Genomic DNA, 20,818 nt, shown 5'->3' with positions numbered 1-20,818 from the left:
GGGGAGGGCGGCAATTGGCTGCCGGCCAGAGGCAGGCGCAGGGTGAAGCACGTGCCTTGGCCAAGGGTGGAATGCACTTCCATCTGGCCCTTGTGGTTGTTGGTGATGATGAAGTACGACACCGACAGCCCAAGCCCGGTGCCCTGGCCGATTTCCTTGGTGGTGAAGAACGGCTCGAACGTACGTTTGCGTACGTTTTCACTCATGCCGATGCCGTTGTCTTCCACCTGGATCTCCGCCCACGGCGGGTTGAGGCGGGTGCGCAGGATGATGCGCCCCGGTTCGCTGTCGTTTTCACGCAAATGAATCGCCTGGGCCGCGTTTTTCAACAGGTTGAGCAGTACTTGCTCCAGCTCGTTGGCGGTGCCGGGCACCGGGCCCAGTTGCGGGTCGAACTGGCGGATGATCGCCTGGCCCTTGAAGTCGAAGCCGATGGCCAGGTCGAAGTCGTTACCGGCGATTTCCACGGCTTGATCGATCAGCGCCGGCAGGTCGCAGGGCGCCATCTGGCGGTTGCTGCGGCGGCTGAAGCTGAGCATATGGGTGACGATCTTTGCCGCCCGTGCCCCGGCCTGCTGAATGCCGTCGAGCAGTTGCGGCACTTCGCGACCCTCCAGGTAACGGTTGACCGTTTCCAGTTCGATACCCGCCTGCTCGGCGTATTCCAGGTTCTTGGGCAGCTCGGGGGAAAGCCGGCGGCGAATGTTTTGCACGTTGTGCAGGATCGCCCCCAGCGGGTTGTTGATTTCGTGGGCCATGCCGGCGGCGAGGCCACCAACCGAGAGCATTTTTTCTGACTGCACCATCATCTCTTCAAGAGACAGGCGCTGCGTGATGTCGTCGATACGGATCACCACGCCGCGCCCGGCGCCGCCGCTCAGCGGGTAGAAGGTCAGGGCGTAATGCTTGGGCTCATCGTCCTTGACCCAGGTGACGCGTTCGATCCGTTCCACCGTGTGTTGCTCCACCGTGGCCTTGATCTGCGGCAGGTACGGTTTGAGCGGTTGGAAGGCGAGGTAGATCGGCTGGTTCAGGGCTTCGTCCAGGCGCGTACCGGAGAGTGCACTGGCTTCCTGGTTCCACTGTGTCACGTAGAGTTGCTCATCCAGGGCGATCAACGCCGAGGGCATCGAGTCGATGATGCTGTTCAGGTAATTCTGAAAGCCGGTGAGTTTTTTCTCGATCTTGCTGCGAACCTGCACTTCCAGTTCCAGCTTGCGGTTGGTGTGGCGGGTTTCTTCAGCCAAGCCCTGGGCCTGGTCGTAGGCGGCCTGGGAGTCGTCCCGTGCGCGTTTGAGCTGTTGCTCACGGGCTTCGATGCGCGACAGCATGGTGTTGAACGCCTCGGCCAGGCTGCCGATTTCATCATGGTTGCCACGGCCGGCGCGCAGGGCGTAGTTCTCTTCCCGCGTAACCTGGCGTGACAGTTCTTCCAGCTCATGGATGGGCCGGGTGATCAGGCGTTTGATCTGCCGGGCGATGATCAGCCACAGCAGCACGCTGAAAATCAGGATGCCCAGGCTGGCCGTCAAGGTGCCGGTATAGAAGGCTACCGGCAGCTCACTGCTGGCCACCAGCAGCAGGTGACCGGACGGCTGGCCGGCGCGGGGCAGGGTGATGACCTGGTTGCTGCGAAATTCGGTTACGCGCCAGGCTTCGATGTGCCGATAGGTGTCCGGCAGGTGCAGGCGATCCCCATGTTGCATCTGCGCCAGGCGGTTGCCCTGGCCGTCGTACAAGGCGGCGGCGCGCAACGGCGAATAGCTGGTCAGCTCATTGAGCAGCGCATTCGCCTTGGTGGGCGATTCGAGGGCGTCGGCGGCCAGGGCCGGGTTGGACACCAGGCGGCCGATGGCCTGCAGGGCCTGGGGTGCCATGCTTTCCTGAGAGATCCAGTAGGCGGCGCTGATGAACGTCAGGTTGGCCACCAGTAAAACGGTGGTCAACAGCACCAGCAGGGCGGCCAGCAGTTTCTGCCCTACCGGTAGATTTTCAAGACGCTGGCGCAGTGGCATCAGGGTTTTCCCAGGTGATAGACAGGTAGGCAGGGTAGCGCGTGCCTCAGTCGCTGGCCAATCCGTGTGCGCGTAAGTGCTCGACCAAACGCGCTTGCAGCTGTTGCAGATGGGGCAGGACCAATTGGTGGCGCGCCGCCGCCTGGCAGGCATAGCCCAGCAGGTAGCTGATTTCGGTGCGCCGGGCGTTGGCCACGTCCTGGTACATGGAAGAGTAGTTGGCCGCCGTGGCGTGGATCACGCGTTCGACCTCGCTGTGCAAATCCTCGGCGGCGGCCGGCTGGCCGCAGCATTCAAGCAACTCGGTCAGTTCGCCACACAAGGTCGCGACCTCGCACTGATGGTCTTGCAGGCCGCCATTGCGACAGTGGTACAGCACAGTCAGCGGGTTGATGGCGCAATTGAGCGCCAGCTTGCGCCACAGGCGCGTCAGAATGTCGGTGCTCCATTCGTGGGGGATGCCGGCGGCGTGCAGGTCTTCCAGCCACAGCGGGGGCGTGGGGTGGCGCGCGTCCCCCAGCCAGGTGTAGCCATGGCCGGCAAAGACCACGCGCCAATCGCCCTCGCGGAACGCGCCCTCGGTGCTGGAGGCAAAGATGCAGCGGGCCAGCGGCAGTTGCGCGGCCACAGCGTCCTGGCTGCCGAGGCCATTTTGCAGCAGGATCAGTTCGGCGTCAGGGGCCAGCCGGTGTTGCAGTTGTGCGACGGCGCCTTGCGCGTCGTAGGCCTTGCACGCTACCAGCAGGCGATGAATCGGCTCTGGGCTGTCGGGTGTTTCGCCGATCACCGGGTAGGTGTGCGCTGCACCGTGTTCTACCAGGGTCAGCCCGTCGGTGGCTTGATAAGCGGCCAGACGCGCCTGATCGCGCAAGATCAACCTCACGGGCACGCCCGCGCGGGCCAGGCGCGTTGCCCAGAGGGTGCCCAGGCTGCCGGCGCCGAGAATATGCCAGGTGGTCGACATCAGTTTTTGCTCCGTAGGGTCGCTCACAGTGAACGCGGCGAAAGAACCGCTATAATGCCCCGGCATTTTAGCTCGGGCGCGCTCCATCGCGACGAAGCCCGCCCCTTATATTGGAGATATGACATGCCTTCGTTCGACGTGGTATCCGAACTGGACAAACACGAAGTCACCAACGCCGTCGAGAACGCCGTCAAGGAACTGGACCGCCGCTATGACTTGAAAGGCAAGGGCAGCTTCGAATTCAAGGAAAAGGAACTGACCGTCAACCTGACCGCTGAAGCCGATTTCCAGCTGGAAGCGATGATCGAAATCCTCAAGCTGTCCCTGGTCAAGCGCAAGATCGACGCCCAGTGCCTTGAAATCAAGGACGCCTACGCTTCCGGCAAGCTGATGAAGCAAGAAGCCGTGCTCAAGGAAGGCATCGACAAGGAGCTGGCGAAGAAGATCGTCGCCCACATCAAGGATGCCAAGCTGAAAGTCCAGGCTGCCATCCAGGGTGAGCAGGTTCGCGTTACCGGCAAAAAGCGTGACGACCTGCAAGAGGCCATCGCGGCCCTGCGCGCCAAGACGTTCGACATGCCGCTGCAGTTCAATAACTTCCGCGACTGATGGCACTTTGCGGAACCTGCGGGCGTTTTTGACGTCCCACGCCCCAGAACCTGCGCCTGCGATTGAGCCCTACGGGGCTCAATTGCATTTATGGGCACTCAATGCGCCGAACATCCGGCAACCAGGAGAATCTAGATGGATTTGAACGCTGAAGTGGATCACCTGATCAAGACCTCACAATCGTGGATCCCGATGATCATGGAATATGGCAGCCGAGTGTTGCTGGCGGTGATCACCCTAGCCATCGGCTGGTGGCTGATCAACGTCTTTACCAGCCGTGTGGGGCGTTTGCTGGCCATCCGTAACGCTGACCTTGCGCTGCAACACTTCATCACCAGCCTGGCGAACATTGCGCTGAAGGTCATGCTGATTGTCAGCGTGGCCTCGATGATCGGCGTGGCAACCACCTCGTTCGTGGCTGCAATTGGTGCCGCTACCCTGGCCATCGGCCTGGCGCTGCAAGGCAGCCTGGCGAATTTCGCCGGCGGCGTGCTGATTCTGTTGTTCCGCCCGTTCCGCATTGGTGACTGGATCGAAGCCCAGGGCACCTCCGGTACGGTCGACAGCATCCAGATCTTCCACACCGTGCTGCGTACGGGCGACAACAAGACGGTAATCGTGCCTAACGGCATCCTGTCCAACGGCATCATCACAAACACCAACCGTCAGCCGACCCGTAAGGTCGTGTTCGACGTGGGCGTGGACTATGAAGCCGACCTGCAGAAAGCCCGTGAAGTCCTGCTGGAGCTGGCGAAAGACCCGCGTGTACTGGCCGACCCGGCTGCGGCTGCCGTGGTGTCGACCCTGGGCGACAGCTCGATCACTGTGTCCCTGCGCTGCTGGACCAAGACTGCGGATTATTGGGACGTGGTGTTCATGTTCAATGAACTGGCGCGTGACCGTTTGAAAGCCGCCAATATTGATATTCCGTTTCCGCAGCGAGTGATTCGTGTCATGCAGGAAACAGTAGCGAAGTAATACAGAGCAGGCGCAGTGAATGTGGCCGATCGGTCAGGTTTACTGCAAAAGTTCTAACCTCGTTAGTTAGCTTGCTAGTTATTTGTTGTTTGAAATAATACTGCAATAAAAAAGCCGCTCCCTTACACGGGGAGCGGCTTTTTAGTTGAGGCCTAAGCCTCAGTTCATCGTTGTAATCAAATCGTCAATTACAAGATGTTCAACGGGTATTGCGCGATCAGACGCAGTTCGTCGAGGGACGGTGAGTTGAAGTACACCGCATCGCTGGAACGGTAGGTTGCTTGACGCAAGCGCAAGCTGAGGTCTTTAGCCGGGCCGCTCTGAATAACGTACTTGGCTTCGATGTCGCGTTCCCACTCTTTACCGTTCGAGGTGGTGGCGGTGTTGGCACCGCTACCGGTGACGTAACGGGTCATGAAGCTCAGGCCAGGAATGCCAAAGGTCGCCATGTTGATGTCGTAACGAGCCTGGTAGGACGTCTCGTCTTCGCCGTAGAAGTCGGAGCGAGCCACCGAGTTGGCCAGAAACACAGTGCCGCCGCCGTCTACGCCATAGCCGTATTGACCGTCACCCGTGACTTTCTGAGCTGCCAGGGTAAAGGTATGAGCGCCGATGGTGTAAGCGCCCTGCAAGCTGAACGCGCGGTTGTCGAGCTTGGTAGTGCCGTCTTTGTCAGCACGCACCAAGCCTGCACCTTCGCTTTTAGTGTCATAGATGTTGAAGTCGAACGCCAACGACTGATCATCGCTCAGCGCGTGGGTCCAGTTGACGTTAGCGTAGTACTTGCGCCAGTAGTCTTCGGTCTTGGCGTAGTAGAGGCTGGTGGTGAACTCAGGCGTCCACGCGTACACGCCGCCCACGAAGTCAGTCTTGGTCAGGCCGAGGCTGTCATGGTAGGTCTGGTTTTGTGCAATGCTCGACGTGAAGTGACCGCCTTCGAGCTTGAGGCCCTTGATCTCGTTGCTGGTGAGCGAGATACCTTGTGGCAGCTCTGGCAGCAAGCGGCTGTCGTCGGAGGCGAACACAGGGGCGGTGGTGTACTGGTCGCCGATTTTCAGCACGGTGTTGGAAATGCGGAACTTAACGGCGCCGCCGCCTTTGGAATAATCATCCTGCGAGCGACCGTCCGAGCCCTGAGGGAAGAGGCCGGTGCCTGCGCGACCCTTGCCGCTGTCGAGCTTGACGCCCAGCAGGCCGATAACGTCCACACCGACACCAATAGTCCCCTGAGTGAAACCCGACTCATACAAGGCGTTGAAGCCCAGGCCGGACTCTTCTACGCGGCTTTGTCGCTTGCCGTTGATGATGGTGTAGCCATCACCGCCCGGCTCGTTGCGGAAATCACGGCTGAAATACAACGCACGTGTATTGATGCCGAAAGTGCTGTCTTCAACAAAGCCCTTAGAGTCGTCCTGGGCGGACGCCATTGCGAACTGCGAGGTGCCTGCTGAAACAGCCAGGGCGATCATGCTCCACTTCATCACGCGCATCGTGATTTGCTCCTTTGGTTTAGGAAGAGTACTGCCGTCCCACCTGTATTTTTGTCTGGGCGGCTCTTTCTTTTTGTGTCGGCGCAAAGGTATATCACGCTGACAATAATTGGCGATACTTGCCCATCTTTCCTTTCAGCTTCTTTACGAGCTGGTCGTGAATCGCTAGGTCCGTGTCGCAATTTCACAGCCTCACTGTACCGAGGCTGACAACGTCAATGCTGTTTCCAAACTGTTAAAAGAGTGCAGTAGAAAACGCTACTTTCAACAGTTTGAATCATCCCTGGTATGCACTGAGTCGCTGGCGTCTTTTATCGCGAAACACCGCGTCCATTCCGGTGCCGTTGCCGACTATGCTGGGATGAATGCAACAAGCGCGCCCAAGTTGGTAACCGAATGTGATTTTTTCGTGAAAAAAGTAGCAGCCGCGTGAAAACCGCATAAGCACGGGGCTTTTGCGCCGATTAGTTTGGCCTTGTTGGCCGGGTTGGGTGACTGCTCGGTCGCGCATAATTCCTGTCTGTGGGAAAAACGTTACCCGTTCACCCCGGTCAGTGGGTAATCGGCGGATCTCTTTGAGGCGTCGGTGAGTCACTTTGGTGCGTGGCCTCAGTGGCTTGGAGTCATCAGTGATGGCTCGGTGCCTTTATCTATAAAGCGTCTGCCTCGGGGCTTTCGTTGCATTTTTGTTTTCAGCATCGGGTATGTGGCGATTCGATTGGTAATTGAGCGTAGTCGAAATTGGCGCTTGTCTCGAAATGGTGCGTTTTTTTTCACGCGCCTTGCCCAGGCGCACGGAGCCGGCGTGAAGCGGCCGCCATTCGCAGGTATGCTTGAGCCCCTGAACCTGACCTGCCGAACGGAGTGCCCGTGGTGTTCGCCTTAGATCAACGCCTGCAACAAGACACGCTGACCATTGGCGATTTCCCGCTGAGCCGCCTGCTGCTGTCCAATGACTCGAATTACCCGTGGTTCATCCTGGTGCCACGGATCAACGGTATCAGTGAAGTGTTTCAGCTGGATGTCGCCGATCAGCAGGCGCTGTGGCAGGAAACCACCGCCCTGGCGCAGTTACTGAATGAAGGCTGGGCCGCCGACAAGATGAATATTGGCGCGTTGGGCAATGTCGTCAGCCAGTTGCACGTGCACGTCATTGTGCGCAAGCGTGATGACGCCGCCTGGCCGGCGCCGGTCTGGGGCAAGCAGCCGGCGCAGCCTTACACACCACAACAGGTAGCGGCTATTCGTGCGCGCATGCGTGAGTTGTTGCCTGCCGACTTTATTTTTGCGCAGGACTGAACCATGGATTTGCAAGACCGCGTGACGGACCTGGAGAGCCGCCTGGCCTTCCAGGACGACACCATCGAAACCCTCAATGACATCCTCGTCGCGCAGCAACGCGCCGTCGAGCGCCTGCAATTGCAGATCACTGCACTGCTCAAGCGCCAGGAAGAAATGGGCGGGCAGTTCGAAACCTCCGAAGAGGAAGCGCCGCCGCCGCATTATTGATGCGTGGCTGGATTAAATAGCCAGGCAATAAAAAACCGCGATCCAGTCAACGCTGGATCGCGGTTTTTTTTGCTGCGAAGGCGGGTATCAGCGACGCGGCAGAGCAGCGATCACGTCTTCGGCCTGCAGGCCTTTGTCGCGATTCATCACGGAGAACTCCACGCGCTGGCCTTCCACCAAGACGCGATGGCCTTCGCCGCGAATAGCCCGGAAGTGGACGAAGATATCGTCGCCCGAATCGCGGGAAATAAAGCCGAAGCCTTTGGACGTGTTGAACCACTTGACGGTACCGGTATCCCGGTTGGTCATGTCGTAGGTTTGCGACGCGGCCGTTGGGGACGAACGGTAGAAGCTGATGGCCAGGTGAAGAACGATGGCGACCACAGCAATCACCAGGCTGAGTAGGATGGCCGGGTGGCCGCCCACTTCAGGCATGGGTGCCAGGAGGGTGAGGGTTTGAACGACAACAGTCAGCACCAGCAGCGCGCTGACCAGGTTTTGCAGTTGATGACGTGTGCCTTTGTTCCAGTAAGGAATCACCGGTGCCAGCGTCAGGTTAATAAGGCCGAACAAGGCCAGGTACAGAGCGTCGTGTTGTTCCAGGTAGGGAGGGCTTCCCTGTTGCAAGCTCGGTATAAAGGACAGCAGCAAAGCTGCAACGCCCGTTAGCAGGTGGACGATTTTCAACATTTTGATTAACTCACGTTAAGACGGATCACGAGGAAGAGCTGACCGGCACGGTTCGCTTCTGAACAATGGGAGGCGTTGGGCACGTGCGCGGGTATCAGCCTATGCCGCTGGCCGCGAGAATTAACGGCAGTGGCACGCTGCCTATTTAACAGCAAAGGCTGTGCCTACTCAAATCAAGCATTTCCAGGTGTTGCAAGGCCCACGGCATTTCTGCGGCAAACGCTTGTCCTAGACAGGTGCAGGCGTTTGCGTGGCAAACGTGCTTGGCCGCGTCGGGCTGTGCAGCAGTCCCCGGACCGGCGCCACAGGGGCGATTTGCCGCACGTCGCGTGGGTGTACCTGGCTGCGCATCCGCAACACTCTTGCTAGAGTGGTCCTGCACCTGATCAGTGAATGCTTTTTCAATTGAAGGGGAAAAACATGGCAATCGATATCGGTATCAGTGAAGAAGATCGTAAATCCATCGTCGACGGGCTTTCACGGCTGCTTTCCGATACCTATGTACTGTACCTCAAGACCCATAACTTCCATTGGAACGTCACGGGCCCGATGTTCCGTACGCTGCACCTGATGTTCGAAGAGCAGTACAACGAACTGGCGCTGGCCGTGGACTCCATTGCCGAGCGTATCCGTGCCTTGGGCTTCCCGGCGCCGGGGGCTTACTCGATCTATGCCCGGCTTTCTTCCATCAAGGAAGAAGAAGGTGTGCCCAATGCTGAAGAAATGATCCGGCAGTTGGTGGCGGGTCAGGAAGCCGTGACCCGCACCGCGCGCGGTATCTTCCCCTTGCTCGACAAAGTCAGCGATGAACCGACGGCCGACTTGCTGACCCAGCGCATGCAGGTTCACGAGAAAACGGCGTGGATGCTGCGCTCCCTGCTCGAAAATCAGTAAACGCCTGCCGTGAGTGGCGCCGCCCTGGCGCCGCTCGCTGGTTTCCATGCATTTCCTGGCGTTGTCCTACGCCTATCAACGTCCCGTCTTCTGGCTGCCTGTGTCCGCCTGCTGTTTTATAGGGCCATCGCCCAATGGGACAACCCATGGGCTGCTGTTTGGCAATGGAGTGTCAGGTGTATGTCATGTGGAGTCGGTAATGGCGTGATGGAAACCGGTGGTTTTCATAAGATAAAAGTCGACCCTTTTGCAAAAGGGTTCGATATGGGGCTGGCCAAGCCCTTGTCACGGTCGGTGAGGCTCAACGGGTTTTCTACCTGCCTGCGGCTTGAGCAGATCTATTGGAATATCCTCACGGAAATCGCCAGGATCAATGCCTGCTCGGTCAGTGCGCTGTTGTCCTACGTCGATCGGGAGGTGCACTTGCGGTATGGCGGTGTAAAGAACTTCAGTGGGCTGGTCAGGGTAGTGTGTGTGGTTCATCTGTTAAAAGGCCGGATTGCTTCGCCGAACCCTGAGTAATCGGCGGGCACCGGGGCCGGCCCGCCGTCGAGGTGGGCCGGGTTCGGGGCAGAATGCCGGCTGCGCTGCCTCGATTTACCAGATATAATCCCGCGCTTTGCTGCGCTTGCGGGGTGTTATCCCAGGGTAGGCGCGGCGCAGTAACGATCTGATCGCCGAGACATCTCCATGCCCATGTACGACTATCAATGTGCTTCCTGTGGTCATCAGTTGGAAGCCATTCAGAAGATCAGCGCCGCGCCGCTGGTCGATTGCCCTGCTTGCCAGGCTCCTGAGCTGAAGAAGATGTTGTCCATGCCGGGCTTCCGTCTGAGCGGCAGCGGCTGGTACGAGACCGATTTCAAGACCGGCGCCAAGAAGAATCTGGCGGGCGGCGACAAAGCAGACTGAGTTGAAACCCATGCGCAGGCTCCTGCATTATCCGTCCCCTGCTTTAATGTACGGTGACGAGGCGGGCCTCCACCGAATTTCGAATTACGAGAAGTGAAACCACTACCATGATGCGCAGCCACTATTGCGGCCAACTGAACGAGACCCTGGAAGGTCAGGAAATCACCCTTTGCGGATGGGTTCACCGTCGCCGCGACCACGGCGGGGTGATCTTCCTCGATATCCGTGATCGTGATGGTCTGGCCCAAGTGGTGTTTGACCCGGACCGCGCCGAGAGCTTCGCCGCCGCCGACCGCGTGCGCAGCGAATACGTCGTGAAAATCACCGGCAAGGTTCGCCTGCGTCCGGAAGGTGCCGTGAACAAGAACATGGCCTCCGGTGGCATCGAAGTGCTGGGCTATGAGCTGGAAGTACTGAACGAGTCGGAAACCCCGCCGTTCCCGCTCAACGAATACTCCGACGTCGGCGAAGAAACCCGCCTGCGCTACCGCTTCCTGGACCTGCGTCGCCCGGAAATGGCCGAGAAGCTGCGTCTGCGTTCGCGCATGACCACCAGCATCCGCCGCTTCCTCGACGAGAACGGCTTCCTCGACGTCGAAACGCCGATCCTGACCCGGGCCACCCCGGAAGGCGCGCGCGATTACCTGGTGCCGAGCCGCACCCACGCCGGTTCGTTCTTCGCGCTGCCGCAATCGCCGCAGCTGTTCAAGCAACTGCTGATGGTGGCCGGCTTCGACCGTTACTACCAGATCGCCAAGTGCTTCCGTGACGAAGACTTGCGCGCCGATCGCCAGCCGGAATTCACCCAGATCGACATCGAGACCAGCTTCCTCGATGAAAAAGAGATCATGGGCCTGACCGAGCAGATGATCCGCAACCTGTTCAAGGAAGTGCTGGACCTGGAGTTCGGCGAATTCCCGCACATGACCTTCGAAGAAGCCATGCGCCGCTACGGTTCCGACAAGCCAGACCTGCGTAACCCGCTGGAACTGGTGGACGTGGCCGACCAGCTCAAGGAAGTCGACTTCAAGGTGTTCAGCGGCCCGGCCAACGACCCTAAATGCCGCATTGCCGCCCTGCGTGTGCCTGGCGGCGCGAGCATGCCGCGCAAGCAGATCGACGACTACACCAAGTTCGTCGGCATCTACGGTGCCAAGGGCCTGGCGTATATCAAGGTCAACGAGCGCGCCAATGGCGTTGACGGCCTGCAATCGCCGATCGTGAAAAACATTCCGCTGGACAACCTGAACGCGATCCTCGATCGCGTTGGCGCGGTCGACGGCGACATCGTGTTCTTCGGCGCCGACAAGGCCAAGATCGTCAGCGAAGCCCTGGGCGCACTGCGCATCAAGCTCGGTCACGACCTGAACCTGCTGACCTGCGAATGGGCCCCGATGTGGGTCGTTGACTTCCCGATGTTCGAAGAGAACGACGACGGCAGCTTCAGCGCCTTGCACCACCCGTTCACCGCGCCCAAGTGCTCCCCGGCCGAGCTGGAAGCCAACCCGGCAGGCGCGCTGTCCCGCGCCTACGACATGGTGCTCAACGGCACCGAACTGGGTGGCGGCTCGATCCGTATCCACCGCAAAGAGATGCAGCAAGCGGTCTTCCGCCTGTTGGGCATCAACGAAGCGGAACAGGAAGAGAAGTTCGGCTTCCTGCTCGACGCCCTGAAATACGGCGCGCCGCCGCACGGTGGCCTGGCATTCGGCCTGGACCGCCTGGTGATGCTGATGACCGGCGCCCAGTCGATCCGTGAAGTGATTGCCTTCCCGAAAACCCAGAGTGCTGCGGACGTAATGACCCAGGCTCCGGGTGTAGTGGATGCCAAGGCGCTGCGCGAGCTGCACATCCGTCTGCGTGAGACGCCTAAGGCTGAGTAAGGCCACTGCGTGCAAGCGCACTGAGGTTTACGCAGTCTAAAAAGGCGCATCTTAGGATGCGCCTTTGCGTTACAAGGCTTGTGCTTTAAAGAAAGAAGTCCGGCCTGAGGCGGGATAGATAAGGTTTCTAGAGAATTTCGGAGTTGTGTTATGGCTGGCCATTCCAAGTGGGCGAACATCAAGCACCGCAAAGAGCGTCAGGATGCCAAGAAAGGCAAGATTTTCACCAAGTGGATCCGCGAGCTGACCGTCGCTGCCCGCCAGGGCGGTGGTGACCCGGGCTCCAACCCGCGCCTGCGATTGGCGCTGGACAAGGCCCTGGGCGCGAACATGAGCCGCGACATCATCGACCGCGCCGTGGCCCGTGGTGCCGGTGCAGCCGACACCGACGACATGGTCGAGCTGACCTACGAAGGCTACGGCCCGGGCGGCGTAGCGGTGATGGTCGAGTGCATGACCGACAACCGCAACCGCACCGCAGCGGCTGTGCGCCATGCGTTCAGCAAGTGTGGCGGCAACCTCGGTACCGACGGGTCAGTGGCCTACCTGTTCGAGCGCAAGGGCCAGATCTCCTTCGCGCCGGGCGTGGATGAAGACGCGCTGATCGAAGCGGCGATGGAGGCAGATGCCGACGACGTGGTGACCAACGAAGACGGTTCCATCGATGTGTTCACCTCGTTTGCCGGGTTTTATGCCGTGCGTAACGCGTTGGAGGCTGCCGGTTTCAAAGGCACTGACGCGGAAATCGTGATGTTGCCGACCACCAGTGCCGAACTGGACCTGGACGGCGCGCAAAAGGTCTTGAAGATGCTCGACATGCTTGAAGACCTGGATGATGTGCAGAACGTATATTCGAATGCCGACATCCCGGAATCCGTGGCCGAACAGCTAGGCTGAGGAATGACGTAGATGCAAATGTGGGAGGGGGCTTGCTCCCGATGGCGGTCGTCCAGTTAGCCATAAGCTGACTGACACACTGCTATCGGGAGCAAGCCCCCTCCCACATTGGAACTATGGTGTATCAAAAAATGTGTTTATCCGACCTGCAGGCGTTATGACTTTAATCCTAGGTATCGACCCCGGTTCGCGCATCACCGGTTTTGGCGTGGTGCAGCAGACCCCGCGTGGCTGTGTATACGTCGCTTCGGGCTGCATCCGCACGGGCGCGGGCGAGTTGGCCGAGCGCCTGCAGATCGTCTATCGCGGCGTGCGTGAAGTGATCCAGACCTACGGGCCGGTGACCATGGGCATCGAAAAAGTCTTCATGGCCAAAAACGCCGATTCGGCCCTCAAGCTCGGCCAGGCCCGTGGCGCCGCCATCGTGGCGGGTGCCGAAGAGGGCATGGAAATCGCCGAATACACCGCGACCCAGGTCAAACAAGCGGTGGTCGGCACCGGCGCGGCGAATAAAGAGCAAGTGCAGATGATGGTCATGCACATGCTCAAGCTCACTTCAAAGCCGCAGATTGACGCCTCCGACGCCCTGGCCATCGCCATTTGCCATGCGCATACCCGTTCCAGTCTGTTGCCCCATGGCCTCGGCACGGCACGCAGTCGTGGCGGGCGCCTGCGTCTCTGATAGCATCAGCGCAATCGTTGTTTCCGGTCAGGCCCCGATCTGACCCCCAAGCTTTAAGGATCTGAACCGTGATTGGACGCTTGCGCGGCACCCTGGCTGAGAAACAGCCGCCGCACCTGATTCTGGATGTAAACGGGCTGGGGTATGAGCTGGAAGTGCCCATGACCACCCTGTACCGCCTGCCGTCGGTCGGCGAACCGCTGACCCTGCACACTCACCTGGTGGTGCGCGAAGACGCACAATTGCTCTATGGTTTCATTGGCAAGCGTGACCGTGACTTCTTCCGCGAGCTGATTCGCCTGAACGGCGTGGGCCCCAAGCTCGCCCTGGCGCTGATGTCGAGCCTGGAAGTCGATGAGCTGGTGCGTGCGGTGTCGGCCCAGGACACCTCGGCGCTGACCAAGGTGCCGGGCGTTGGCAAGAAAACCGCCGAGCGCTTGCTGGTCGAACTCAAGGACCGTTTCAAGGCCTGGGAAGTCGTACCGAGCATGTTTGCCCTGGTGCCGAACCAGCCGGATATGCCGGCGGGCCAGGTGGCCAGTGCCGAAAGCGATGCTGTCAGCGCGCTGATCTCCCTGGGCTACAAGCCGCAGGAAGCCAGCAAGGCCGTGTCGGCCATCAAGGACAAGAACCTGAGCAGCGAAGACATGATCCGCCGAGCCCTGAAGGGAATGATTTAAGTGATTGAAGCTGATCGTCTGATCGCGGCCACCGGCCCGCGCGACCGTGAAGAAGTCCAGGACCGCGCCATCCGCCCCCTGAGCCTGGCCGAGTACATCGGCCAGCCCACCGTGCGCGAGCAGATGGAGCTGTTTATCCAGGCCGCACGTGGGCGCAGCGAGTCGTTGGACCACACCCTGATCTTCGGCCCGCCGGGGTTGGGCAAAACCACGCTGGCCAACATCATTGCCCAGGAAATGGGGGTTTCGATCAAGTCCACCTCCGGCCCAGTGCTGGAACGTCCGGGTGACCTGGCAGCATTGCTGACCAACCTTGAACCGCACGATGTGTTGTTTATCGACGAGATCCACCGGCTTTCGCCGATCGTCGAGGAAGTGCTGTACCCGGCGATGGAGGATTTCCAACTCGACATCATGATCGGCGAGGGCCCGGCGGCCCGCTCGATCAAGCTCGACCTGCCACCGTTCACCCTGGTGGGCGCGACCACGCGTGCGGGGATGTTGACCAACCCGCTGCGAGACCGTTTCGGCATTGTTCAACGTCTGGAGTTCTACAGCACTGCCGACCTCGCGACGATTGTCAGCCGTTCGGCGAGCATCCTGGGCTTGCCCCTGGAGCCTGAAGGGGCGTTTGAAATCGCCCGGCGCGCTCGCGGCACGCCACGGATTGCCAACCGCTTGCTGCGTCGCGTGCGCGACTTCGCCCAGGTGCGGGCCAAGGGGCATATCACCAAGGCGGTGGCCGACCTGGCCTTGAACCTGCTGGACGTGGACGAGCATGGCTTCGATCACCAGGATCGACGTCTACTCTTGACCATGATCGAGAAGTTCGACGGTGGCCCGGTGGGCGTCGACAGCCTCGCGGCAGCCATCAGCGAGGAGCGCCATACCATTGAGGATGTGCTGGAACCGTACCTGATCCAGCAGGGCTACATCATGCGCACGCCAAGGGGGCGGGTGGTGACGCGCCACGCCTATCTGCACTTCGGGTTAAACATTCCGTCACGATTGGGGGAGATGCCCGTGGTAGACGAATTCCTCGATGCAGTGGACGATTAAAAGCAGTTTGTTCGTCGATTTATTCGAGGTTTGTGCTGTCCTAGTGGCTGGCGTCGTCATTCAGTCACTGGATATGTTTTTCGAGAATGAAAAAACAGTTGCCCAGCCGGATTGGCAACCTGAGGAGTAAGCACTAGAGTATGCGCGCGCAAAATGGGGATCCGTCGTTCGCACATCGCTGTCGCGTTTATTACGAAGACACCGATGCGGGCGGCATCGTGTATTACGTCAATTACCTCAAGTTCATGGAGCGGGCTCGAACCGAGCGGCTACGGGAGCTGGGCTTTGCCCAATCCGAGCTGGCAGGGGAGGACCTGTTGTTCGTCGTGCATTCCAGCGAGGCTCGCTATCACGCGCCGGCGCGGTTGGACGATGAGCTGTTGGTCAGTGCGCAAGTGATCGAATTGAACCGTGTCAGCCTGCGTTTCAAGCAGCAGGTCAGGCGGGCAACGGATGCAACGCTGCTCTGTGAGGGGCAGTTCCTGGTGGCCTGTGTGCGCACCAATAGTTTGAAACCTCGGGCCATTCCCGAAACTCTACGTGCGGCCTTTGCCGCCGAGAGCGGCGCGGGTAAACAATCAAAGCAGGAGATTTAGCGTGGAACCTACCGTCGTCGACCATTCCTCCATGTGGAGCCTGGTCAGCAATGCCAGTGTTGTGGTTCAACTGGTCATGCTGACCCTGGTAGCCGCATCGGTTACCTCTTGGGTCATGATTTTTCAGCGCAGCAACCTGCTGCGTGCCGGTCGACGCGCCCTGGAGAGCTTTGAAGAGCGCTTCTGGTCGGGTATCGACCTGTCCAAGCTGTACCGCCAGGCCGGCAGCAACCCAGACCCGGACTCGGGTGTGGAGCAGATCTTCCGCGCCGGCTTCAAGGAATTCTCGCGCCTGCGCCAGCAGCCGGGTGTTGACCCGGAAGCGGTCATGGAAGGCGTGGCCCGTGCCATGCGCGTTGCCATCTCCCGCGAAGAAGAGAAGCTTGAGCAAAGCTTGCCGTTCCTCGCCACCGTAGGTTCCGTAAGCCCGTACATCGGCCTGTTCGGTACCGTGTGGGGGATCATGAACTCCTTCCGCGGCCTGGCCCAGGCCCAGCAAGCCACCCTGGCCACCGTGGCTCCGGGTATTGCCGAGGCCCTGATCGCCACCGCGATCGGCCTGTTTGCCGCTATCCCCGCAGTAATCGCCTACAACCGTTTTGCCGCTACCAGCGAAACCTTGATCGGCCGTTACTACACCTTCGCCGATGAATTCCAGGCGATCCTGCACCGTAAAGTGCACACCAGCGAAGAATAAGCAGGTAATTCCCAATGGCTTTAATCGCTCGAGCTCGCAAAAAGCGCAAGCCGGTCGCCGAGATGAACGTAGTGCCCTACATCGACGTGATGCTGGTACTGCTGGTTATCTTCATGGTGACCGCGCCGATGCTCAACCAGGGCGTGAAGGTTGATCTGCCCAAGGTTTCCAGTGAAGCCTTGCCGCAAGACAACAACACACAGGTCCTGACCATTTCGATCAAGTCTGACAAGACCTATTACTGGAACCTTGGCAGCGAAGTCGACACTCAGAAACAGCAGGACAAGGCCCTGACCCTGCCGGCGATGACCGATGCCGTGACCAAGATCATTCGTTCCGGCAACGAAGGTGGCAAGCACACCCAGGTGTTCATTCGTGGTGACAAATCTGTCGACTACGGCTCCGTCATGGGTGCCATGGGCGGGCTGCAGAAGGCCGGCGTCGGTAACGTTGGCTTGATTACCGAGGCGCCCTGATGCAGCAACAGCGAGAGCCGTCCGCCTCGGAAAGCTTCTTCTGGCCTAGCGTCTGGGCAATTGCCCTGCACGTCCTGGTATTTGGCATGCTGTTCGTCAGCTTTGCCATGACCCCGGACCTGCCGCCAGCCAAACCGATCGTGCAGGCGACCCTGTATCAGCTGAAATCGAAAAGCCAGGCCACCACCCAGACCAATCAGAAGATTGCGGGTGAAGCCCAGAAGTCGGCTGCGCGCCAGACTGAAGTCGAGCAGATGGAACAGAAGAAGGTCGAGCAGGAAGCGGTGAAGGCTGCTGCGGAACAAAAGAAAGAAGAGGCGGCTCAAAAGGCCGAGGAATCGAAAAAGGCTGACGAAGCGAAGAAGGCCGACGAGGCGAAAAAGGCTGATGAAGCCAAGAAAGCCGAGAAAGCTGCCGACGCGAAAAAGGCTGAAGAGAAACAATTGGCTGATATAGCCAAGAAGAAAGCCGAAGACGAAGCAAAGAAAGCTGCCGAAGAAGAGGCCAAGAAACAGGCCGCTGAAGACGCCAAGAAGAAAATAGTCGAAGACGCGAAGAAGAAAGCCGCCGAAGACGCCAAGAAAAAAGCTGAAGCAGACGAGGCGAAGAAGAAGATCGCCGACGACGCGAAGAAGAAAGCTGCCGCCGACGCCACCAAGAAGAAGGCCCAGGAAGCAGCGCGTAAATCCGCCGAAGAGAAAAAGGCTCAGGCCTTGGCAGATTTGCTCTCCGACACGCCGCAGCGTCAGCAAGCCTTGGCCGATGAACGTGGTGATGAAGTCGCGGGCAGTTTCGATGACCTGATTCGGGCTCGTGCAGCGGAAGGCTGGACACGTCCACCTTCGGCACGCAAAGGCATGACAGTCGTATTGCAGATCGGCATGTTGCCGGACGGCACGGTGACTTCGGTCAGCGTGGCCAAGGGCAGTGGCGATGCTTCGTTTGATAGTTCAGCGGTTGCAGCGGTCAAGAATATTGGCCGGTTGACCGAGATGCAGGGAATGAAACCAAGCGACTTCGCTCCCTATCGTTCATTCAAGATGACATTCACACCTGAGGATCTAGCCTTGTGAGAAACCTTCTTCGAGGAATGCTTGTCGTTATTTGCTGTATGGCAGGGATAGCGGCGGCGGATGAAAAGAACATCCTGGTCACCAGCGGTAGCGATCGGGCCACCCCGATCGCCGTAGTACCGTTTGGCTGGCAGGGCGGCAGTGTGCTGCCGGACGACATGGCCCAGATCGTCAGTGATGACCTGCGCAACTCCGGTTATTACGCGCCTATTCCGAAAGGCAACATGATCAGCCAGCCAAACCAGGCCAGCGAAGTGGTGTTCCGTGACTGGAAAGCGGTGGGCGCGCAGTACCTGATGGTCGGCAATATCACGCCGGCTGGCGGTCGCCTGCAAATCACCTACACCTTGTTCAACGTGGCGACCGAGCAGCAGGTTCTGACCGGCAGCGTCTCGGGCACTGCCGAGCAGATTCGCGACATGGCCCACTACATCTCGGACCAGTCGTTTGAAAAGCTCACCGGTATCAAGGGTGCTTTCTCGACACGTCTGTTGTATGTAACGGCTGAACGTTTCTCCGTAGACAACACTCGTTACACTTTGCAGCGCTCGGATTACGACGGCGCACGTGCTGTCACTTTGCTGCAGTCGCGTGAGCCAATCCTGTCGCCGCGCTTTGCGCCGGACGGCAAGCGCATTGCCTATGTGTCTTTCGAACAGAAGCGTCCGCGTATCTTCGTCCAGCACATCGATACTGGCCGTCGTGAGCAGATCACCAACTTCGAAGGCCTCAACGGTGCACCGGCGTGGTCGCCGGATGGTTCGCGCCTGGCGTTCGTGCTGTCCAAGGACGGCAACCCGGATATCTATGTGATGAACATGGCTTCGCGCCAGATCAGCCGTGTTACCAGCGGCCCGGGCATCAACACCGAGCCGTTCTGGGGTAAAGATGGTTCGACTATCTATTTCACCTCCGACCGTGGCGGCAAGCCACAGGTCTACAAGGCAAATGTGAACGGCGGCGGCGCGGAACGAGTGACCTTTATTGGTAACTACAACGCAAATCCAAAGCTTTCGGCTGATGAAAAGACGTTGGTGATGATTCACCGTCAGGATGGTTTCACTAATTTCCGGGTTGCGGCCCAGGATTTGCAGCGTGGAACGGTAAAAATCCTCACAGATACCAACCTTGATGAGTCAGCTACTGTTGCGCCCAACGGCACCATGGTAATCTACGCCACCCGCCAGCAGGGCCGGGGAGTCTTGATGCTCGTGTCCATTAATGGACGCGTAAGGCTCCCGCTTCCTACCGCTCAAGGCGAAGTCAGAGAACCGTCCTGGTCCCCTTACCTGAACTGACGCGGCGCTACAAAAAGAAGTACTTAACACACTGGGGTTCATTAGGAGTTTCACGATGGAAATGCTGAAGTTTGGTAAGTTTGCTGCTCTGGCTCTGGCTCTGTCCGTAGCCGTTGGTTGCTCGTCTAAAGGCGGCGACAATGCCGGTGAAGGCGCAGCTGTTGATCCAAACGCTGGTTACGGCGCTAACACTGGTGCAGTTGACGGCTCCCTGAGCGAAGAAGCTGCTCTGCGCGCTATCACCACTTTCTACTTCGAATACGACAGTTCGGACCTGAAACCAGAAGCCATGCGCGCTCTGGACGTTCACGCGAAGGACCTGAAAGCTAACGGCGCTCGCGTTGTTCTGGAAGGTAACACCGACGAACGTGGTACTCGTGAGTACAACATGGCACTGGGCGAGCGTCGTGCGAAAGCCGTTCAGCGCTACCTGGTACTGCAAGGTGTTGCTCCAGGCCAACTGGAACTGGTTTCCTACGGTAAAGAGCGTCCAGTTGCTACTGGCCACGACGAGCAGTCCTGGGCTCAAAACCGTCGCGTCGAACTGCGTAAGTAATTCGTCATGCGAACGTGCCGTCGTGCTCTAACTGTATTGGCTCTCAGCCTCGCACCGCTTGCGGTGTGGGCTGCGGTTCCTGTGGAAGATAGCAACTCTGGCTATAACAATAGCGGGAGCAGCTATCCGCCAGCGGGTTATGGCACGAACGGCGCCTATGCTGGGGGGGCGGCTACGTCCGCCCCCTCCGCACAGGGCGAACTGTTCAACCAGCTGCAACGCATGCAGGATCAATTGTCGCAGCAACAAGGCACTATTGAAGTTCTGCAGAATCAAGTGAACCAGCTCAAGCAAGAAGGCCTGGAGCGATACCAGGATCTTGATCGACGCATAGGAACCGGCGTTACACCCGCCGCAACTCCTGATAATTCTTCTGCCGGTGGCGCGCCCAGTGCCGCCGCCGGTGGTGCAGCAGCCGGGGCCGCAGCGGCCCCTGCCGCGAGCAGTGAACCGGGTGATCCGGCCAAGGAGAAGCTGTATTACGATGCAGCCTTTGACCTGATCAAAGCCAAGGATTTCGATAAGGCCAGCCAGGCATTTACCGCATTCCTGCGCAAGTACCCGAACAGCCAGTACGCGGGCAATGCCCAATACTGGTTGGGTGAGGTCAACCTGGCCAAGGGTGATTTGCAGGGGGCAGGCCAGGCATTTGCCAAGGTCAGCCAACTGTACCCCAAGCACGCCAAGGTGCCGGACTCGCTGTACAAACTCGCTGACGTAGAGCGCCGCCTGGGTCATACCGACAAGGTCAAAGGCATTCTGCAACAGGTTGTGGCCCAATACCCAGGGACCTCGGCAGCCCAGTTGGCCCAACGGGATCTGCAGCGTTTGTAAGCGATGCAGTCCGTTTAGAAGAAACC

Annotated in this window: 23 protein-coding genes; 19 read left to right on the top strand and 4 right to left on the bottom strand. The window is 59.2% G+C overall.

The window, feature by feature from the left end:
- Both GIW02_RS18430 and GIW02_RS18425 read right to left on the bottom strand, forming a co-directional pair.
- Window positions 1-2,015 (bottom strand): ATP-binding protein (locus GIW02_RS18430; RefSeq protein ID WP_236421970.1); only part of this gene is annotated, 2,015 nt, incomplete at its 3' end.
- A 46-nt stretch (window positions 2,016-2,061) separates the two neighbouring features.
- Entirely contained in the window at window positions 2,062-2,979 is a 918-nt protein-coding gene (locus GIW02_RS18425) for a putative 2-dehydropantoate 2-reductase (protein ID WP_236411574.1), read from the bottom strand.
- Window positions 2,980-3,102: 123 nt separating this feature from the next.
- Between GIW02_RS18425 and GIW02_RS18420 the strand changes: the two genes are divergently transcribed.
- Window positions 3,103-3,588, top strand: a complete 486-nt coding sequence (locus GIW02_RS18420) for a YajQ family cyclic di-GMP-binding protein (RefSeq protein WP_003175814.1) — start codon at window positions 3,103-3,105, stop codon at window positions 3,586-3,588.
- A 135-nt stretch (window positions 3,589-3,723) separates the two neighbouring features.
- Window positions 3,724-4,566 (top strand): mechanosensitive ion channel domain-containing protein, encoded by an 843-nt coding sequence (locus tag GIW02_RS18415; protein WP_236411575.1) that lies wholly within the window; start codon window positions 3,724-3,726, stop codon window positions 4,564-4,566.
- Between the two features lie 188 nt (window positions 4,567-4,754).
- Here GIW02_RS18415 and GIW02_RS18410 read toward each other — a convergent pair whose 3' ends face one another.
- Window positions 4,755-6,056 (bottom strand): OprD family porin, encoded by a 1,302-nt coding sequence (locus GIW02_RS18410; RefSeq protein ID WP_236411576.1) that lies wholly within the window; start codon window positions 6,054-6,056, stop codon window positions 4,755-4,757.
- 873 nt (window positions 6,057-6,929) lie between these two features.
- Between GIW02_RS18410 and GIW02_RS18405 the strand changes: the two genes are divergently transcribed.
- Both GIW02_RS18405 and GIW02_RS18400 read left to right on the top strand, forming a co-directional pair.
- On the top strand, window positions 6,930-7,355 hold the full coding sequence (locus tag GIW02_RS18405; RefSeq protein WP_236411577.1) for an HIT domain-containing protein: 426 nt from the start codon (window positions 6,930-6,932) through the stop codon (window positions 7,353-7,355).
- A gap of 3 nt (window positions 7,356-7,358) precedes the next feature.
- Window positions 7,359-7,565 (top strand): SlyX family protein, encoded by a 207-nt coding sequence (locus GIW02_RS18400; RefSeq protein ID WP_131697893.1) that lies wholly within the window; start codon window positions 7,359-7,361, stop codon window positions 7,563-7,565.
- 87 nt (window positions 7,566-7,652) lie between these two features.
- On the opposite strand, the gene GIW02_RS27370 is transcribed toward GIW02_RS18400, so the two are convergent.
- On the bottom strand, window positions 7,653-8,255 hold the full coding sequence (locus GIW02_RS27370; RefSeq protein ID WP_456361627.1) for a cold shock domain-containing protein membrane protein: 603 nt from the start codon (window positions 8,253-8,255) through the stop codon (window positions 7,653-7,655).
- A 420-nt stretch (window positions 8,256-8,675) separates the two neighbouring features.
- Between GIW02_RS27370 and GIW02_RS18390 the strand changes: the two genes are divergently transcribed.
- From GIW02_RS18390 to ybgF, 15 genes are all read left to right on the top strand, one after another.
- Window positions 8,676-9,149: a Dps family protein gene (locus tag GIW02_RS18390; protein ID WP_236411578.1), complete on the top strand. Its 474-nt coding sequence runs from the start codon at window positions 8,676-8,678 to the stop codon at window positions 9,147-9,149.
- A 180-nt stretch (window positions 9,150-9,329) separates the two neighbouring features.
- A complete protein-coding gene (locus GIW02_RS18385) occupies window positions 9,330-9,671 on the top strand; it encodes a ribbon-helix-helix domain-containing protein (RefSeq protein ID WP_236411579.1) in 342 nt (113 codons plus the stop codon).
- A gap of 168 nt (window positions 9,672-9,839) precedes the next feature.
- Window positions 9,840-10,061 carry an FmdB family zinc ribbon protein gene (locus GIW02_RS18380; RefSeq protein WP_003193872.1) on the top strand — a complete coding sequence of 74 codons (222 nt, stop codon included), beginning with the start codon at window positions 9,840-9,842 and terminating at the stop codon, window positions 10,059-10,061.
- Between the two features lie 107 nt (window positions 10,062-10,168).
- Complete coding sequence (gene aspS / locus GIW02_RS18375) at window positions 10,169-11,944, top strand: aspartate--tRNA ligase (RefSeq protein WP_236411582.1); 1,776 nt, start codon at window positions 10,169-10,171, stop codon at window positions 11,942-11,944.
- Window positions 11,945-12,094: 150 nt separating this feature from the next.
- Complete coding sequence (locus GIW02_RS18370; RefSeq protein WP_236411583.1) at window positions 12,095-12,841, top strand: YebC/PmpR family DNA-binding transcriptional regulator; 747 nt, start codon at window positions 12,095-12,097, stop codon at window positions 12,839-12,841.
- Window positions 12,842-12,998: 157 nt separating this feature from the next.
- Window positions 12,999-13,523: a crossover junction endodeoxyribonuclease RuvC gene (gene ruvC / locus GIW02_RS18365; protein ID WP_016975450.1), complete on the top strand. Its 525-nt coding sequence runs from the start codon at window positions 12,999-13,001 to the stop codon at window positions 13,521-13,523.
- A gap of 68 nt (window positions 13,524-13,591) precedes the next feature.
- Window positions 13,592-14,203: a Holliday junction branch migration protein RuvA gene (gene ruvA / locus GIW02_RS18360; protein ID WP_025854761.1), complete on the top strand. Its 612-nt coding sequence runs from the start codon at window positions 13,592-13,594 to the stop codon at window positions 14,201-14,203.
- Window positions 14,204-15,262, top strand: a complete 1,059-nt coding sequence (ruvB, locus tag GIW02_RS18355; protein ID WP_236411586.1) for a Holliday junction branch migration DNA helicase RuvB — start codon at window positions 14,204-14,206, stop codon at window positions 15,260-15,262.
- A 140-nt stretch (window positions 15,263-15,402) separates the two neighbouring features.
- On the top strand, window positions 15,403-15,858 hold the full coding sequence (ybgC, locus tag GIW02_RS18350) for a tol-pal system-associated acyl-CoA thioesterase (protein WP_236411588.1): 456 nt from the start codon (window positions 15,403-15,405) through the stop codon (window positions 15,856-15,858).
- 1 nt (window position 15,859) lies between these two features.
- The gene (tolQ, locus tag GIW02_RS18345) at window positions 15,860-16,555 is read left to right on the top strand and encodes a protein TolQ (RefSeq protein ID WP_015885609.1); all 696 of its coding nucleotides are present in this window, start codon (window positions 15,860-15,862) and stop codon (window positions 16,553-16,555) included.
- Window positions 16,556-16,578: 23 nt separating this feature from the next.
- Window positions 16,579-17,031 (top strand): protein TolR, encoded by a 453-nt coding sequence (gene tolR / locus GIW02_RS18340; RefSeq protein ID WP_162276129.1) that lies wholly within the window; start codon window positions 16,579-16,581, stop codon window positions 17,029-17,031.
- Window positions 17,031-18,104 carry a cell envelope integrity protein TolA gene (tolA, locus tag GIW02_RS18335; RefSeq protein ID WP_101272733.1) on the top strand — a complete coding sequence of 358 codons (1,074 nt, stop codon included), beginning with the start codon at window positions 17,031-17,033 and terminating at the stop codon, window positions 18,102-18,104. The genes tolR and tolA overlap by 1 nt, the downstream gene beginning before the upstream one ends.
- Before the next feature lie 17 nt (window positions 18,105-18,121).
- Window positions 18,122-19,402 (top strand): Tol-Pal system beta propeller repeat protein TolB, encoded by a 1,281-nt coding sequence (gene tolB, locus GIW02_RS18330; protein WP_032864323.1) that lies wholly within the window; start codon window positions 18,122-18,124, stop codon window positions 19,400-19,402.
- A gap of 55 nt (window positions 19,403-19,457) precedes the next feature.
- A complete protein-coding gene (gene pal, locus GIW02_RS18325; protein ID WP_003209827.1) occupies window positions 19,458-19,958 on the top strand; it encodes a peptidoglycan-associated lipoprotein Pal in 501 nt (166 codons plus the stop codon).
- A 6-nt stretch (window positions 19,959-19,964) separates the two neighbouring features.
- Entirely contained in the window at window positions 19,965-20,792 is an 828-nt protein-coding gene (ybgF, locus tag GIW02_RS18320; protein WP_236411590.1) for a tol-pal system protein YbgF, read from the top strand.
- Window positions 20,793-20,818 lie beyond the last annotated feature (26 nt).

The sequence above is a fragment of the Pseudomonas syringae genome, assembly GCF_021606685.1.
Lineage (GTDB): Bacteria > Pseudomonadota > Gammaproteobacteria > Pseudomonadales > Pseudomonadaceae > Aquipseudomonas > Aquipseudomonas syringae_R.
Note: the sequence above shows the minus strand (reverse complement) of the source record. Positions and strands in the feature narration are given on the sequence as shown.